Genomic DNA, 18,509 nt, shown 5'->3' with positions numbered 1-18,509 from the left:
TTCCTGACCGGAAATAGATGAATTGAGCAAAATAAAATTCCATCCACCCCTTTCAAAACACTTGCGTCGCGAGACCAAACCCAAGTTTAAGTATTGGTCTATGGCTTTAGCAGAATCGTGATCTCCAGGTAACCAGTAAGTTGGTATCTGAAGTCGCTCGAAAAAAGCTTGTAAATTTTCGTAAGAACCTGGTGTCCCATCACCAGATAAATCTCCGGTCACCAATAGTAAATCAATTTCGGAATCGATTTGCTCTAATCTTTCGATTACGGCTTCAAAAGATTGGGTTGTGGGTATACCCAATAATGCTTGATTTTCATCTGCAAATAGATGTAGATCCGTTATCTGTGCTACTGATAGCGGAGAAAATTGATTCATTTTTGTTGGCAACAATGTAAGCGTTTTAATATCCTATTACTCCTTATCGTTCAACAATCAATGCCAATCAAGGTATCATTTTTAACTTATAACTTTTGCTTTTATTTTATTCTATTAATAAATGGTTATTTACTTCATAATAAATACCTCCGTATTGCCCGGGACTTGTGCTTTTACAGTTAAGAAAAACTGAAGTAATTGCATTTTCATTAGAGCTAATCCAATGTATTTTATGTCATCTATCTTAAGGTACATTTAAGCATTTATCTTGATTTTAAAAAACTATACAGCGAAACATTAAGCACAATCAATCTTAATTACATAATGTAACTTATAGCACAAAATTTATATAGATATATAGATGATATATCTATATGGTGTTGTTGGCATGATACCTCAAATATGATGTAATCTGAGACAACTATAGAATTTTAATTTGGGAGATAATGTAATTACATAGAATGTTAGTAAAAAAAAGACTAGTTATTTGAATTACTGAGAGTAACAAAATACTTCTTACTCTTCAAGTGGTATTTACTGTAGATTAGGTTGATAAAACCCAGCAAAGTAACTTGAACTGATCAAGTTTTTGATCCACTGAAATTCTCTTTTCCTGTAAGACTTAATTTTTTCGGGGTCTTTTAGTTGTTTCCCTAAATTGTTCTTGGAAAAAACTGCTGGGAAATTGCTTAATTAATATTGATAAGCATCAAATTGCGCTAATAAAGAGCTTTATACTGGATATTGCAAAACTGAAAATACTTATTAAACACTTGGAAATAATAAAAATACACAAATCCAGAAAAAAGACTATTTAAATATCACCAATACTTTTGATACTTCCATCAGTATAAGTACTGTTTTTTTGTATGAAATTTAATCAGTGATCGTCCCTTCCATTTGGCACTGGTTATAAAACACGATCCCTAGTCAACGAGAATTTTAAGGTAAGTCAGATATAAGTTAAAGGTTCTTAATTCTTATATTTGTGATATCTGAGCTATCCTGACTATAGTTATGTACTTGCTGGGAAGGTAATTGTTTTGGTAAATCACAACAAGTCATACCTTATACTTCTCATCAAAAAAAGTATTTTTTATGGGTAAAAAAGTTTTCTATTTGTTTTAGTAATATTACGATATTGTCAAAAGATGCTAATAGCGTTATAATATTTCGAGTCAATAGTTACGATAAATTTTAAAAAAATTATCGCAACAGAGTATTTTTTTGCATAATAGCAACTTTTTTAGTGGGGCGACATAGCCAAGTGGTAAGGCAGAGGTCTGCAAAACCTTTATCCCCCGGTTCGAATCCGGGTGTCGCCTTTTTTTGTTGTACATTAACTAATTAATTGTCACTGTTAACAGATTAGTGTCATATTTAACGAATTGATGTCACCGTTAACAAATTATGTGTCACGTTCAAGTATGGACACATTTTTAATAATAAGGGCAGACCTCTGCCTTACCTTTCAACCCACCTTAAATTTAGTCACTCACCGTTCGCGTATGAAGATATGAGTAAAGATACTCATTTTCAAACAATATAATCAACAAAAAACGGTAGCAATTGTCAATAATACTTACTTAGAATCAATAAACAGATCTGGGCTACTTGTCATCCATTTATCTCCTTACATATCAATAAGTATATATTCTGATTGACTTTTTGATTGTAATTTGAAGTTGACCTATAAATTAGCTGATCGAGGACTGATTAAGTATTTTTTCTTAATGTCTAGTACGCGAACGGTGAGTAGTAAAGCTTGAAATTAACTTCAAGCTAAATTTCTAGTATTTTATCAAGACTTTTGTCTAAATCAAAATTAGAGCCATAGTGTTTGTAGGCTTTGTAATCCGTCTTGGAATTATATTTTGTGTTGAGTGACAAGTCTTGCATATTAGATTTCAACCCGTCCAAATCATGAAGGGGTGCTGAAACAGTCTCTGAGTCTTTCAACTCACTCACGTAGTCAACTTTCAACCCGCCCAAATGTACATTAACTAATTATTTGTCAATAGCAGTGGGTAAGTAATATATCTATAGCTTTAGTCTTAAAAAATAATAAATATAGGACTTACGCAAAATTAACGTAATTGCGTCATTACCTATAGCTGCGCTACCTACGGATCCGGAACTGCTACCTACGGATCCGGTACGCTAGAACCTGCGGCGTAGGCAAAGCCTCTGACTAACGCCACGCAGGGCGCGCTTACACGTTTGGACGCACTACGTGTTCATCCGCAGGATGCGTGCAAACACCGTAGGTGCGTCTTTCGCCGCTAACCGCTAAGCGCTAACCCTAGACTGCGTTTCGGTCGCAATGACAAATCTCCGTTGGGTAAGTTCTGAAATAAATAAATAAATAAAGAAAAATTATTGAGAATAATTCAAAATCATTCAGACATAGCAATGATATTTAATGCTTACAAATGATTTGGAAGTGCTATATGTAGTCGTGCTTTTCCTGCTGAGGACATTATATTTTGTTAAAAAGGGAGTGGGGAATAGAGAAAAGAAAATTTCCTAACTTAAAATAGTAAGGCTATAGCTTATGGGAATTAGTAAAACAAATTAATATAGCAATCCTAAATCATTCGAAAATAAATATTGTAGAGAGGTTGCAGAAGCTAACGCCGACGCCGCAGGCTCTGCAAGCTCTCTCCAGGATTGACCTGTTCATAAATAAAATACGATTGCTATATTCTTTTCATTTAAAACTTTATATTTTTCGTAACTCTTAATTTCAAAACATTAGGTAACTTTAGTCTGAAGAGACTTGCTAATCCCGCTGTTAGTTTGTTGGAAATAGGCTTTGATAATTCTTTGATTAATTTTGCTTAACACCATGAAGTAATTACGGTAGGCTTTGCCAAATGCTAAGATTACTCACTGTTCCTCAAAATAATTATACTAAGCTCTATCAGTAATTTTTATTTTTTTTGCCATCTTTCTGAGTTGGCTATTTTTAAGCCAAAGAGTAATGATTATATTCCGAAAAGTACTAAGTATCATTTGTAGTTTTGATACTGAAGAGTAAATAAACTTTCAAAATTGGCTTAACAATACATTTTGTACAAGCAACAATCTAAAACATATAAACACAGCGAGGATAAAAATGAGTTTACCCACCCTAAGATTTGGCAGTTCTGGTAGCGCTGTTAGAGTATTACAACGTTTATTGTTATCAAATAACTATTTTATTAGTATTGATGGCTCCTTTGGAGCAGTTACAGAAACAGCAGTTAAAGCGTTCCAAGAACAACGAGGTCTTATCCCAGATGGGATCGTTGGTCCAATAACTTGGCGAGAACTTACTAATTGAACGATTAATACAATACTGTGCGGACAACAGCATTGTTTTGACATTGTATTAACTCGTTTGTTGCTCCGTACCAATATATTTTCTCTACTAACGCGATAAAAATATCTTTTATCGCGTTAAAAGTACTACTTTTTAGAGTCAGGATCTTATTAGGTATGGGATTAAGGTTTGCACTAACAAGACGACCAGTGTTTCCAATGCGCATCTAAGATTTTTAGACTTATTTTTATATCTTTGTATATATTTGATTTATTGTATTCGATTTAGTATATTGAATTTGCTTGAGGGCTTACAAAAGCTAAAAAGATTAAAGCTAAAAGAAGTAGAACCCTGTTTGTTTGAGACTCCCGAGCTATTTATCAAAACAGTGCATGCTCGAGTCAATATCTTGAGCACATATCCCCAGCGAACCTAAATTGTGGAAATTTTTTCTTATTATCAGGATTTGTATTAATAATCAGTGTTTTACTTACTATATAAGCAATATTTGTAAAATATATTTTCCAGGGGCAATTTTATTTGCGATTACAACAACGATGGGTAATCGGAACTACAAATCTACCGCTAATAACAAACTAGAATTGCACAGAGCATAATAAGATTCAAATAGTCAAACTAAGATTAGATCTGAGACATCTGACACCGTAACAGTGAAAATCTCCCTTTCGTTTGACAAAGATTGCGTCATTGTTCCATACATTGAGCGCAACATTTTGCAGTAAAAATATGTGATTTTTTATTCCTGGGAGGCTACGTATGATTATACATCTTTTGTAAAAATAATCGCGACATTTTTGTAAACAGCAGCCATATTCGATTCTAAAATCACAGCTTTTTCAACTGTGAGGGAAATACGGGCATGAGTAAAACAACACACAATGAACTATATTAGTATACTGATTACAAGCAGCTTAAAAACTGGACAATTACCTTTACCCCAATTACTAAAACAGCAACTAGTTCAACTTGAAAAACAAAAGAATAATAATCATCAACAGATGTCCCAAGAAGCATCAACTGCTCAAATTACACCACCAGAATTTATGCAGTCGAATAAGATGTATTCAGATACAGCACCAAAGTTAGTCTTAACAAAAGAAGAGATTTTGGAAAAAACTCGGGAAAAGTTGGCTTCTACATGTTTCTCCAAATCGCAAGCAGTAAAAATGAAAATGAGGAAGATTAATTATTCCAATTTTTCTTGTGGTAAAACAAAGTCTTTAAAGTTAGTCATGAGAGTATCTAGAAGTGAGGAAGGATCGCCTTTAAAACTGTTGTTTGCATCAAGTAGGCTAAAAAATATTTCACCAAGGAGAAATAATCAATTATATTCCCAAATGATTCTCCATCACCGATTCAGATATGAGGAAACTGGAGGTTTTGGAAGATTAAATAATGCAATTTCAACAACAGCAAATAGAAATTTTTTGCCTACTTTACATTTTGGTCATAGAGGTATTTCCGTCAAAGTTTTACAGAGATTATTAATTTATAATGGCTATGCTATTAGCGTAGATGGTATTTTTGGAGCGTTAACAGAAACTGCTGTGAAAGCCTTCCAAAATCAACACGATTTAGGAGTAGATGGAGTTGTTGGGAATAAAACATGGCGAGCTTTATCACAATAAACTTAATTATTGTTTAGGAATTTATAGGTTGTTAATATATAGGTTATGAATTTATAAGTTTTGTACTAAGTGTTATCAGTAATTGACAACTAATTATGAATGATTTTCTATTATCCTGTCTGATATTTGAATTTTCATATTTGACTTTCATCTCTGAACTTTCATATAGCAGAATTGTGCGCAGTTGCTCCTTAATGCGTTCAATGAGAAGCTATTCGCCGTAAGGCTTCACAGGACAGATCAAAATATGTCTGGTTCCTCCCTCACTTATAAACACTTATAATTTACACATTTAACTCACACATTTAACTCACACATTTAACTTACACACTTAACTCACATACTTAAGTTGTCATCACTTTTAACTTTTAAAGTTTAAACTTATAACTTCTAAGCTTGTAATTTCAAACAACCTTTGAACCTAATATATTTCAGATAAGCATAAATTTTTTTGTAGAGATGTGACAGAGGCTAATGCAGTATCTGTCGCATCTCTAAAATGTTATTTGTTCGACAAAATAGTCTTATAACCCTCATAAACTATTTAGTTTTTGTGAAAAAAAGAGACGTAGCAATGCTGCGTCTCTGCTTTTATTATGTGTAATTCCACAACACAGGATTATTGGTAAATTAGCTCTGATTTAGAACGTACCCGTACTACCTGATTTATTTACTCACAGGTTTTTATTAGTTCTCAAATTCAAAAATCAATTAGCGAGATTGATGTTGTTCTAAAAGCTTTTGCGCCCTTGGCTTGTAAATCAAATAGAACAAAGATTCTAAATAGCGCAGTAAATCTTCACGTTTCTCTTTAGAGTTGAAATTCCAAAATCCGTATATTCTTGCTAATGAGAGTAATTTAGTAGTGTGAATTTTCCAAGTATAAGTACTGTAAACCCGTTCAATTGCCTTTTGAGAAATTTCTTCCCAGTAGCTAGGATTATGCTCGCATTTAGTGACAAATTCGACAAGTTTTGCTGCTGTTTCTTCTAAATTTGTGGGATTAATATAAAAGCCGTTCTTCTTGTCTTGAATGATTTCTAAAGGACCACCAAACTGAGTTGCAAAGGTTGGTAAACCGGAAATCATTGCTTCCAAAATTGTTAAACCGAAGGCTTCAAATAATGCTGGTTGAACAAATATTCCTTGACGGTCTGCAATTACTCGATAGACCACACCGGAATCATTTTTAGATAAACGAACACCCAACCAACGGATTTTCCCATGGAGATTGTATTCGTCAATTGTGCGGTAGAGTTTGACAATTTCGTCCCGCTCTTCATTGTCACCTGATTCTTCAACCCGCAATTTACCCGCAACTAAAATTAAGTTGCAATGTTCTTGGAGTTCTTTGCTCTTACCAAAACATTCGGCTAACCCGGTGATGTTTTTAATGCGATCAAGACGAGCCATGGAGAATAAAGGACGCTTTGTGGGATCGTCCAATTTACCGTAAATTTGACTTTCGTCTTCTAAGGTAAAAAGCATTTCATCCATTCTTTGGCGATCGCTCTGGACTCTTTCTTGACTATTTTTGTAAGGGAAGAAGCAACTTTCGTTCACCCCTGGTGGAACAACATTAAATTTAGGACTGAATAACTCAACACCGTTGACTACGTGATATAACTCGGGCATAGTCAAACATTTGTAGGACTCATATTGTCCAATACTATCGGGAGTTCCAACAATTTCTTGATAGGTACTGCTAATTACGAAGTTAGCAGCATTCATTGCAATCAAATCAGCAGTGAATTGCAAGGAGAAATGATATTTATCTTCTAAATCTTGCCAATATAAGTTACTAAATAAGTATTTAGATTTTTCTAAAGCATGGGCGACATTACACTGGGTAACTCCCAAACGCCGCGCTAATAAGAAAGCAACTAAGTTACCGTCGGTATAATTACCAACGATTAAATCTGGTCTACCTTGAAACTCTGCTAATAATTGCTTTTCAGCATCGATTGCAAAGGTTTCCAAATAAGGCCAAAATTCAAAACGGGAAATCCAATTTTGGGTAATATTAGGATTAAATTCCCTTAGAGGTACGCGTAAAATCCAGGCATTTTCTGACCCATGGACTTTTTCCAGAGGTTGATTACACAGGGTACCGTCACTATTAGGAATTAAACGAGTCAGAATAATTACTTTAGGTTGGACATTTAAGCCTTCCAAACCAGCAAGAATTGCATCTTCTTGTAATTGCTTTTCTAAACTCTTGGCTTGGTCTAAAACATAAACCACTTGTCCTCCGGTGTCAGGTCTTCCTAACACTCCCTCTTGAGCAAACCAACCGTGAGCGGACACCAAGACGATTTTGAAAATCATCGGGATCCGAGAGATGAAAGCTTCTAGGGTTTGGGGATCGGGAGAATCGATTAGTTCATCTAAAATATTTAAGGTTTCCAGCACCCTTGCAGCAGTGTTTCCCCATCCTGGTTCAAACCCCATCATTTGTAAGGGGAAACGGAATACTTCGTAACTTTCGTCCTCAGAACGCTGACTGACAAATTCAATCGCTTTTTTTACCTGTTCTGACAATTGCTGCTGAGAAGCAATGCGATCGTTAATTAGCAGTTGAATGCCATTGTATTGATGCAAGCGTAAGAAATCAAAGAGACCTTCTAACCATTGGTTGGGGTCTTGGAAGAGCTTACTGGAAAGATAGCGATTGAGAAACTGTACCCCTTTACCAATATTTTTGGGGTCGCGAATCATTGGCGAATAGTCGTAAAATGGTCCAAAGTCTAACTCTAGCAGGTCTCCTTCGTTAGGATGGTACTTATCAACAAAGCGATCGCGTAAATCAAGCAGTTCTTGAGTTGTCATCTCTTCAACTTTCAAGTCTGCTGTCAGTCGATAGATTTCCTCAGATGCAATTTTGGGACGAATAATAAAGCAAAGAGTCGATTCTTCCCTGATATGAATAATTTCTTGCGTATAGTAAATTAATTTACCTAAATTAGAGTAGTTAAAAAAGTTTTCAGGCTTTTGATATTTAGAACAATACTCATCAAAAAGATTCAGAATATCGTTACGCAGTAAATACCCCTGTTCTTGTTGGCGTAACTCGCTGACTAAGTTACGCAAATCATTTCTATCTTCACTATCGAGAACTGCTTGAATTAATTCAGACATGAAAATTCACCAGATTATCCTTCACTGTGTGGGTGGTTATGAAATTACTTATGGGGCAATCGAAAAATCATAACAAGAATGAGGATAGCTTTATCATTAATAATTGCCATCCAAATACTAGTTATTCTTACTTTTTTCCAATACCTTATCAATGGGAATTCTTGACTCTAGCTCAAGATAAATAATTTCTATCTGAAAGCAGAGCATAAAACATTTCACATTCAAGAAACAAAAAAGGCTTTTAATTTACTTTCTTGTCATCTTTGTTACTATCCATTTAGATATTTTCCAGTACCAATTTTCACCTAGCCTCAGTGTATATACTGATTTTGTTTGGTGCAATTGAATAGTCTGTCTCTGACTACAAAGGAGAAAAATATTGAAGCAACTATAGGAGGATTTTATCAGAATTATCTGCTTTGTAATGATAGATATATTTAATCTATTTTTGATGTATATATTTTGGATCCCTGATGATTATGGATCTGAATACGTTGAGACTACAAATGTTTTCTGTATTTATCGTAATAAAAATTAATGTTTTTAATATTTTAAATTGTTTGGATTTTAAAACCTAATTAATTATCAAATAACCTTACAAATTAATTAGTAATTAGATGTTTTGTTAAGCATGTGGAGGAGTAAATTTATTTCAAGAGAATGGAGGGGAAAGGAAATGGAGAATGAGTGAGTTAATGTGTTGCATTATTCCAAAAAATGTAGAGACGCGCCATGGCGCGTCTCTACAAGAATTTTGGGTGACGCGTATTTAATTTGCGGGAAATGTCTATTAATTCCCAGAGGGTTGATATTGCTAATTTCTACTCTGATGTCACCATATTCCACAGCACATCAATACCGCTACCAATAGATTTGCTATCTTGGTTTTCTTCCAACCATTGGACAACTTGAGGAAGAACCTTGTTTAAGTCCTTACCCAAGTTACCTAAAGCTCCAGCAGCACTGTAACGCACCAAGAAATCATCATCAGCCAGAAGTTTCACAAACCCATCCACTACCGGTTGTGAGTACTTACCCAAGTTACCTAAAGCTCCAGCAGCACTGTAACGCACCGAGGAATCATTATCAGCTAGAAGTTTCACAAGTTCATCCACTACCGGTTGTGAGTCCTTACCCAAGTTACCTAAAGCTTTAGCGGCGCTGTTACGCACCGAGGAATCATTATCAGCCAGAAGTTTCACAAGCCCATCCACTACCGGTTGTGAGTCCTTACCCAATTTACCTAAAGCTTCAGCGGCGCTGTTACGCACGTTTGAATCATCATCAGCCAGAAGTTTCACAAGTTGTTCCACTAACGGTTGTGAGTTCCTACCCAACTTACCTAAAGCTTCAGCAGCACCATTACGAACCCAGAAATGATCATCAGCCAGAAGTTTCACAAGTTCATCCACTACTGGTTGTGAGTTCCTACCCAAGTCACCTAAAGTTTGAGCAGCGCTGTTACGCACCAAGAAATGATCATCAGCCAGAAGTTTCACAAGTTCATCCACTACTGGTTGTGAGTCCTTACCCAAGTTACCTAAAACAAAAGCAGCGCTGTTACGAACTAAGGAATCATCATCAGCCAGAAGTTTCACAAGTTCATCCACTACTGGTTGTGAGTCCTTACCCAAGTCACCTAAAGCAAAAGCAGCACTGTTACGAACCAAGGAATCATCATCACTGAGTAACTCAATAAGAGTACTTACTGCTCCTTCTTTATCGCCCAATTCTGCTCGATATTCCTGTAACCTCAACTTATCAATATTATTAGCTTCAGCTTTTAATAACTCCAATACTTTTTGTTCAAAAACTGTTTCATGAAAACGACAAAGTGTAGAGAAAACTTCCTGGAAAACTTTTTCACCAACCTGATCGCGACCATTTACCTCCAATGCAACTAAATCCCGCAAAATCTCTTCACCTAACTTTTTATAATCCCGCATCCGAATTAAAATCGGTAGGTAATCTACATTTGGGTCTAAACCTAATTTTTCTTGATTTTCAGCTTTTTTTGCTTCGTCTTGAGCCAGCATTACAGCAAAATAGCTCAACAAAGTGGTTTTTCCAGAACCTGGAGCGCCCAGTAAAACAAATTTTTGCGAGTTTTTTTTCTTTGAGTTTTTTTCGGTTAAAAGTTGTGCAGCGAGAATCTTCTCACCAGAACGATTACTTAAAGCCCTTTGTCGCTGTTCTAAAAATAGTTCTTGCTGACGTTTACCAACTGAAGCATCAGAGATTATTTCATTTAATAACTTTTCATTGTCGATGACAGAATCGTTTTTTACCGTAACATCTTCCTGTACATCTGGCATGACAAAGATATTTTCTAGTTTCTCAGATTTTTCTACCTCTTGTCCTGCTACAGCAATTCCAGCAAATTTTACATCATCAAACCAGTTTGCTAATTGTTTAAAATAATCTTCCTTTGCGACTTGGAATCTAAAATAAGGATCTATATTTTTAAAATAGGTGTTGACAAAAATCTCCATCCAAGGATGAACGCAATCTTGAGCGATTTTGTTCATTCTGTCATTATTTAAAGCTGCTTTTGTAAAAATTTTAGTTAAAAGATCAATATTTGGTTGAGCTTCATTATTCAGAGGCTTTTGTAATTCTGAAAGTCCTTTTTCCTCAAGAAATTTATTGATAAATCCTTCGATAAAATCTGGTTCACACTCATAAAATAATTTATATTCACTCTGCTGGGCTTCTGAAAATGCTTTTTCGATTGCTTTATCTATGTCGCTGGGATTGAACTTACGAATAACACCAGGAAGTAACTTTTTAGAGATTTCTGCGAGCATCGCTCCCCCAACTCGGCTAGCAATGATTGTTACAGGATCCATATTGTGATTTAGAAAACATTTAACAAGCTTGCATCTGCTTGATATGGTAGCAAAATTACATATATCTGTAGGATGTTGCTAGCTATAAAAAATAAAACCCTTTATCAAAGACTTTACGTTATCCCAAAAAATGTAGAGACGCGAAATTTCGCGTCTCTACAAAAATTTTTGATTCGAGTTTACAGGAGTCATATCCCTGACAATTACGAATAATTCCTTACGAAGCAGGTAAAGAAAAATTCGTTGATGAATTTGCTCGAGCAACCTTTTGCTTATTAACTTCTTCCTCAGCAAGCAAATCGCGAATAACTCTAGCAATAAACTTCTGTAATAATTGCGCAGTCATTTGCTGACCCAAACGCTGTACCCCTGGATTAAAGATAACTTCTACAACTTGAGAACCCAATTTTGCAGGGTCAAAACCAGGACTTTGTTGGAGAATTCCTAATATTCTTTTAATATGATCCAAAGTTTGTTGCTGCTCAGTACTCGCTTTTGGTGTTTGATTAACAGCTGCTATCCCTACCCGCTCCCGTAACAAGAAGGTAAAGTTATACATCACACTTTTGCTTAAAGCATCAATTCCGTTAAATACTTCATCAACAAGCTTGTTACGAATAAAAGCACCGCGTTCGGAAGAAAGAAAATCTACAGCCTGATTTAAAGCTAAACTCAAATCGTAATCATCGCTGTTACGAGCATTTTTGAGTAAATTTTCCAAACGGTTCCAGCGGAAACTACCTTCTTTAAACAGTAAATCTTGCAAAGATGCTCTTAATTCTGGTGCTTGGTCAGTTAATAAGCGTTTAGCAACATAGGGATAAGCTTCGCTAAGCACTTTAAAGTTAGGATCGATATAAATAGCAATACCTTCTAAAGTCACCAAAGAGCGGATAATTAATGCGTAGTAAGGTGGAACTTTGAAAGGGTACTCATACATTAACGCCGATAAATCGTCAGTAATACTCTTAATGTTTAATTCTGCAACACTTGCACCTTGAGCATCAGCAAATACATTTGCAAATGCTGGAACAATTGGGGTTAAATCTGTATCCGGCGATAAGAAGTCTAACTTAACATAATCTTTGGTTAAACCATCAAAATCGCGGTTGACCACGTGAACGATCGCTTCAATTAAACCGTATCTTTGGGGTGCTTGAACTTCACTCATCATCCCAAAGTCGAGGTAAGCTAATTTACCATCCGGTGTCGCTAGCAAATTACCTGGATGAGGATCGGCGTGGAAAAACCCATGCTCAAGCAATTGACGTAGAGAACACTGCACCCCTACTTCAACCAAATAGCGAGCATCTATTCCTTGAGCATTAATTTCGGCAGTTTGGGTTAATTTGATACCGTCAATCCACTCCATCGTCAGCACACGACGATTGGTATATTCCCAGTAGATTTGCGGTACATATATATCTTTGATGTGACCGTATAACTCAAAAAAACGTTCGGCGTTTTCACCCTCATTGATGTAGTCCATCTCCTCAAAGATGCGTTCTCCCAATTCATCGAGGATACCGACCAGGTCACTACGGATAATTTTAATATTTTTCTGCGCCCATGCAGCTATTTTCCGCAGAATATATAAATCAATAGTAATACTTTCCCTTAAGTCCGGACGTTGAACCTTAACTGCGACTTTTTCACCAGTTGTTCTAAGTCTACCTTTATAAACCTGACCCAGAGAAGCAGCTGCTATTGGCTCTGGAGATAGTTCCGAATATATCTCGGCTGGTTTTGCTCCCAATTCTTCTTCAATGAACTGATAAGCAATTTCATTATCAAAAGCAGGTAACTGGTCTTGTAGTCGAGTGAGTTCCTCTAAATATACCGGAGGGACTAAATCCGGTCGAGTAGATACAGCTTGACCAATTTTAATATAAGCAGGTCCGAGCAGGGTAAGGATTTCCCGCAACCGAATAGCACGACGAGCATCATTTTTGATATCAAAGCCCCTTGTGCGATCCCACCACAAACTCAAAACAAAACCAAATGTAGGACGCAAAACATTCAAGATACGCTTAAATACTTCTGCAGGTTTACCCTTGTAAAAAGCAGCTATTTGCTGAGCACTATAACGTAAACCCTCAGGTTCGTTAGCTGTTTTGGGTAAAAGCTTCGATTTTGGGGTTTGTTCTCTCGCGTATACATCCACTGTATGGGGAGGTAGTCCGCCATTTTCCGGTACAACACCCGCAACTGACAATCCGCTTTGGTTTGGGGGTGTACCACTGCGACTATTATCCTGACTCGATTTGGAGGTTGGGGGGACTGTATTGGGGTTCATGGGCTTACCACTGCATCGGAGTTAACATTATGTTAAGTATTGTAACAATTTCATTCAATTTATCCCACTATCCTGGGGATTAAGATTTCGGGGGTTTGGCGTACTATATTGGGGCATGTTCTCAAAGTAATGGTTAAGTTACGATCTTCCTAAATCTCCTTTGGGAAGGAGGACTTTGACCCGGTTCCTTTTTGTTAAGGGGTTAGGTCAAATCTCGTTGGTGCACTCACAATCATACTTTGAACATATCCTATGGGTTACCCATTACCTATTACCAATTACCCAAATAAAAAACAATGGTTGGTTTAAATCTTTAATAAATTCAAACTAAACTATGTTTGTTTGCCCGAAAGCGGCATACTGATTCAATGGTAATAAAAAAATTGGTTCAGAAGGGGGTATATCCCATATTTTTAGATCTTTTACAAGCTGTAATTATTGAAGTAACCGGAAATTAAATAGCTTGAATTTAAATAAATTGGAATTTAAATAAATTTGAACTTAAATAAATTTGAACTTGAATAAACTGGAATTTGACTAATTTGGAAAATGTTAGTGTAAACCTTTCGCCTACTTCCTATCAGATTTTTCGTTCTTTTTGACTTATGTTATCTCTATTGCGAATCGAAAACTTTGCTCTGATTGATAAATTAGAACTGGAGTTTTACAGGGGGCTAAATGTTCTAACCGGTGAAACTGGAGCGGGAAAATCGATTATTCTGGATGCGATTGATGCAGTATTGGGTGGAAAGGTATCAAGTCGAGTGATTCGCACGGGAACAAATCGGGCGATGGTGGAAGGTACCTTTACAATTAATTCTTCATTAGCTGCTTGGTTGACGGAACAAGAAATTGATTTGGTTGATGAAGATTATGTTGTCATTAGTCGTGAAATAACAACTACTAGTAATAATGTCCGCAGTCGCTCCCGAGTAAATGGGGTTTTAGTTAATCGCCAGTTAATGAACCTTTTAAGGGAACGTTTAGTAGAAATTACCGCTCAAGGACAAAGCGTTCAAGTGGGACAGTCCGCACAGGTACGGGAATGGTTGGATGTTTATGGTGGTGATTCAATAATTCAACAACGTCAAGCGGTTGCTGTAGCTTTTAGCGATTATCAGAAAGTACATTCAGCCCTGGAAAAACGTCGTACTTCCGAACGGGAACGGCTGCAAAAATTAGATTTGCTTACCTACCAAGCCAAAGAATTAGCAGAAGCAAATTTAACTGAAGCTTCGGAAATGGAAAAATTGCTCCAGGAACAGGAACGTCTCAATCATGTGGTTGAGTTGCAGCAAATGAGTTACAACATCTATCAGGCATTGTATCAAAATGATGATGGTGAAGCACCCACTGCAACTGACCTGTTGGGAGATAGTGAAACCACCTTAAATGAAATGGTGGAATATGACAGCGAATTGCAATATCTATTAGATTTAGTTAGGGATGCTCAAGCTGCGATCGCGGAAGTGTCCCGAGAAATTAATAACTATGGTGCAAATTTAGAAGCAGATCCCCAACGTTTAGACGAAGTGCAAGAAAGAATTCGGGAATTAAAGCTGATTTGTCGCAAGTATGGTCCAAGTTTAGCCGATGCGATCGCCCATTACGAAAACATCCAAAGCGAACTCAATGAACTCAATGACGACGAATCATCAATTGAAAATTTAGAAAAGCAAGAAAACCAAACTTTAGAAAAGGTTACTAAAGTCTGCGCACAGCTAACCCAGTTGCGCCAAAAAGCAGGGGCTAACCTCCAGTCACGCTTACTCAAACAACTCAAACCGATGGCGATGGATAAAGTCAAGTTTGAGGTTGAGATTGTACCTACTTCCCCATCAGTTAATGGTGCTGATAAAATTACTTTTTTGTTTAGTCCCAACCCCGGTGAACCTTTGCAACCATTAACGGAAATTGCTTCTGGTGGGGAAATGAGTCGCTTTTTGCTCGCCCTCAAGGCTTGTTTAAGACAAACTGACACAGCGGAAACCATGGTATTTGATGAGATTGACGTTGGTGTTTCTGGAAGAGTAGCTCAAGCGATCGCGGAAAAACTCCATCAACTCAGCCAACAACAGCAAGTATTATGTGTCACTCACCAACCTTTAGTTGCGGCTATGGCTGACCGTCACTTTCGCGTAGAAAAACAAGTTGTAAATCAATCTAAAGGTAAAAAAGAAACCAACGGTAATGGCGAACAGCGCACTGTAGTGCGGGTGAAAACCTTAGATAATATCAATAAACGCCGGGACGAACTCGCACAGTTAGCCGGTGGAAAATCAGCCCAAGATGCTGTAGCTTTTGCCGAGTCTTTATTAGCCCAGGCTGCCAGTCACCGTCAAATTAATGGTAATAGTAATGGTGATTCTGGATCTAAAAAAAAGAAGTAATGCAAACAGTTTGGAAAAGTCCAAACAAAAAATACCCCATATCACTCGATATAATTGACCCGTTCGGGAAACAGGTTTGTTACCCCTACAAAATCCAGATGAGTGTCGTAGCGCAAATATTATTACCAAACCAAACCATAAAATTTGGGAACTGAAAAATGGTGAGGAAATGTATGATTTTTTAAATAAATCATTTCCACAAATACCCATAGATAAAATAATTTCTCCCCAAGAAGCCCAAAGATTTGCTACAAGTGAAGGTGGTAGTTTTCCTACTCCTCAATACTGTTGTGGATTTTATTCCAAATTAAATCATGAGAAAGCATTTATAGTTCTTTTAGGAGATGCGATACATAGCTTTCCACCAGACCTCGGACAAGGTGTAAACTCAGCATTAGAAGATGTATGTATTCTTAATGATGCACTGGAAAGCAATGACAACAATCTTTCTAACGCCTTAGAACAATATGAATCTTTACGACTTCCCGATATCAAAGCTTTGATTCGTTTAATGCAAATTGGCTATCCTTGGCAGTATAATCAAGCTCCTATTCGCAAAAAGTTATGGAGTATTAATGTTATTTTTAGACTTTTACTAAGTAAAGCATTACCCTCAATACTTAGTCCACAAGCCGTCTTTCTCATCCGAAACCAAAAAATTTCCTACCGAGAAATATTACTCAGGGAGCAACGCACAACTAGAATATTGTATGTATCTATCCTGATGCTTTTATTAGCTTTTTTGGCTTTTAGACTGAGGAATTTAACCATGTAAATATTTGATTTTTGAATGTTTTATTCTTGTATTTAGCCGCGATAAACTTCACTTAATTAGGTAGGCGTAATTAAATACAACTATGTAACATAATGTAAATTAGGCGTGTCCGTTAGCCGCAGCTAAAGTTGAAGGGCATAATAGGACATATGCTTCTTTTTATTTTACACCGACTTATTTGTACCTGTGGGAACAGTAGTCGAATTATGACCCAAATCTTCCAAGACCCGAGCAACATTAGAACGCAACCAAGAACCTTCATTTTTATGTTCGAGTAACGCAAGTAGTCCCTGTCGTAACCGACGAACTGAAACATTACCAAATTTCATCAGTATCTGAGCAGCACTTAATCGCACTCTCGGCTCATCAGTTTTATCCTCAAGTAATGAAAATAACTCAAGTCGCAGTTTGTCTGATATCTGACGCGATCGCATCAATTCTTGAGCAGCACTTAAACTTATCCTCAAATCTTCAATGATTCTTACTAAACCAAGCTGCACCTCTTCAGAAACTTCACCTAATTTCATTAATATTTGAGAAGCACTCAAACGAACTTTGGAATCGTCATCTTTATCTTCAAGTATTCCTATTAAGTCAAGCTTGACCCGGTCGGAAGTATTGCTGAATTTAATTAATGTCTGAGCAGCATCTAAACGAACTTGAGCATCTTCGGAATCTTTAAAATCTCTCAACGAACTAGATTGTATCTTTTCAAGGTTACTACTTAATTGGATCGATGCTTGTGCTGCACTCAAACGCACGTTGATATCGTCATTCTTATCTTTAAGTAACCCAAGCAAGTAAAGCTGCAATTCTTCTGAAGCATTGCTTAGAGAACCTAAAGCTTTAATCGCGTCCGAACGCACCTGAGAATCTTCATTGTTGCTTTCAGCTAGTTCCAGCAAAATAGATTGAATTTTTTCAGAGATATTACCTAACTTAATCAATGCTTTAGCAGCATCCAAGCGCAATCTAGAATCCTCAGAGGTTTCCAGAAGACTTGGTAAAACAAATCTTAACTGATTTGAAGTACTACCTAATCTGAGCAAAACCTTCGCAGCACTAGCTCGCACTTCATAATCTTTAGATTCTTCAAGTAATGCTAATAAAAGTTTCTCTATTTCTTCTGAATTATTACCTAACTCAATCAATGCTTCAACAGCACTGGAACGCACTTCTGTGTTATCAAAATGTAAAACATCGACCAGAGCAGGAGCAGCTATTTTTGCTGGCGAACCAATTTCTCTTAATTCTTTAATCGCATCTAATTTATCCTGAATTACCGAGTTCGAAAGCTTATTAATTAAAGCCTCTATACGTTGTTTGAGTTCTTTCTGTTTTCCTTTTGCCAAATATGACAACCACATGGGGCGCAAGCGAAGTGATAACAGATATAAAACTATAACAATAACTATAAAGACTAAGATTGAAATAAATAATTCATCCTGTTCTTTTTGCTCAGATATTTTTGATTTCTCTCGTTTTACCAATTGTAATTTCTGAGTTTGGATAAGTTTATTTGTCTGAGATATAGAGTTTTCAAATACCTGACTATATCCGAATTCATAATTCTGCTTGTTTCTTGTTTGTCCATAGCTATTACTTAGTACTAGTAGAGGTAATAATAGTCCCAAAAAATTAGACTTAAGTAATCTAAATAAATTATTTTTAGGGTATTTAGACATAAATTACCTCCATAGCAAACAGAAAATATTAAGTTAAACGAGGCT

At 36.4% G+C, this 18,509-nt stretch carries 9 protein-coding genes and 1 tRNA gene; 5 read left to right on the top strand and 5 right to left on the bottom strand.

From position 1 onward, the window contains the following. The coding region (locus QNJ50_RS23925) for a metallophosphoesterase (protein ID WP_300640581.1) at nucleotides 1-378 on the bottom strand (378 nt) is incomplete at its 3' end. Nucleotides 379-1,631: 1,253 nt separating this feature from the next. Here QNJ50_RS23925 and QNJ50_RS23920 point away from each other — a divergent pair. From QNJ50_RS23920 to QNJ50_RS23910, 3 genes are all read left to right on the top strand, one after another. Beyond that, nucleotides 1,632-1,703 (top strand) — tRNA-Cys (locus QNJ50_RS23920). A 1,793-nt stretch (nucleotides 1,704-3,496) separates the two neighbouring features. Further along, on the top strand, nucleotides 3,497-3,703 hold the full coding sequence (locus tag QNJ50_RS23915) for a peptidoglycan-binding domain-containing protein (RefSeq protein WP_300640579.1): 207 nt from the start codon (nucleotides 3,497-3,499) through the stop codon (nucleotides 3,701-3,703). Nucleotides 3,704-4,581: 878 nt separating this feature from the next. Then, nucleotides 4,582-5,331 (top strand): peptidoglycan-binding domain-containing protein, encoded by a 750-nt coding sequence (locus tag QNJ50_RS23910; protein ID WP_300640577.1) that lies wholly within the window; start codon nucleotides 4,582-4,584, stop codon nucleotides 5,329-5,331. A gap of 711 nt (nucleotides 5,332-6,042) precedes the next feature. On the opposite strand, the gene QNJ50_RS23905 is transcribed toward QNJ50_RS23910, so the two are convergent. The 3 genes from QNJ50_RS23905 to QNJ50_RS23895 all read right to left on the bottom strand — a co-directional run bounded on the left by QNJ50_RS23905 (nucleotide 6,043) and on the right by QNJ50_RS23895 (nucleotide 13,614). Next, nucleotides 6,043-8,469, bottom strand: a complete 2,427-nt coding sequence (locus tag QNJ50_RS23905; protein WP_300640575.1) for a sucrose synthase — start codon at nucleotides 8,467-8,469, stop codon at nucleotides 6,043-6,045. 821 nt (nucleotides 8,470-9,290) lie between these two features. Beyond that, on the bottom strand, nucleotides 9,291-11,318 hold the full coding sequence (locus QNJ50_RS23900) for a HEAT repeat domain-containing protein (RefSeq protein WP_300640573.1): 2,028 nt from the start codon (nucleotides 11,316-11,318) through the stop codon (nucleotides 9,291-9,293). Nucleotides 11,319-11,535: 217 nt separating this feature from the next. Beyond that, the gene (locus QNJ50_RS23895) at nucleotides 11,536-13,614 is read right to left on the bottom strand and encodes an AarF/ABC1/UbiB kinase family protein (RefSeq protein WP_300640571.1); all 2,079 of its coding nucleotides are present in this window, start codon (nucleotides 13,612-13,614) and stop codon (nucleotides 11,536-11,538) included. Between the two features lie 605 nt (nucleotides 13,615-14,219). Between QNJ50_RS23895 and recN the strand changes: the two genes are divergently transcribed. Then, nucleotides 14,220-16,004: a DNA repair protein RecN gene (recN, locus tag QNJ50_RS23890; protein WP_300640569.1), complete on the top strand. Its 1,785-nt coding sequence runs from the start codon at nucleotides 14,220-14,222 to the stop codon at nucleotides 16,002-16,004. Between the two features lie 76 nt (nucleotides 16,005-16,080). Further along, nucleotides 16,081-16,779 carry an FAD-dependent monooxygenase gene (locus QNJ50_RS23885; RefSeq protein ID WP_300640567.1) on the top strand — a complete coding sequence of 233 codons (699 nt, stop codon included), beginning with the start codon at nucleotides 16,081-16,083 and terminating at the stop codon, nucleotides 16,777-16,779. A gap of 164 nt (nucleotides 16,780-16,943) precedes the next feature. On the opposite strand, the gene QNJ50_RS23880 is transcribed toward QNJ50_RS23885, so the two are convergent. Then, complete coding sequence (locus QNJ50_RS23880; protein ID WP_300640565.1) at nucleotides 16,944-18,464, bottom strand: HEAT repeat domain-containing protein; 1,521 nt, start codon at nucleotides 18,462-18,464, stop codon at nucleotides 16,944-16,946. Nucleotides 18,465-18,509: the final 45 nt, after the last annotated feature.

The sequence above is a fragment of the Mastigocoleus sp. MO_188.B34 genome (genome assembly GCF_030065675.1).
Lineage (GTDB): Bacteria > Cyanobacteriota > Cyanobacteriia > Cyanobacteriales > Nostocaceae > Mastigocoleus.
This window is presented reverse-complemented; position numbering and strand designations above follow the sequence as displayed.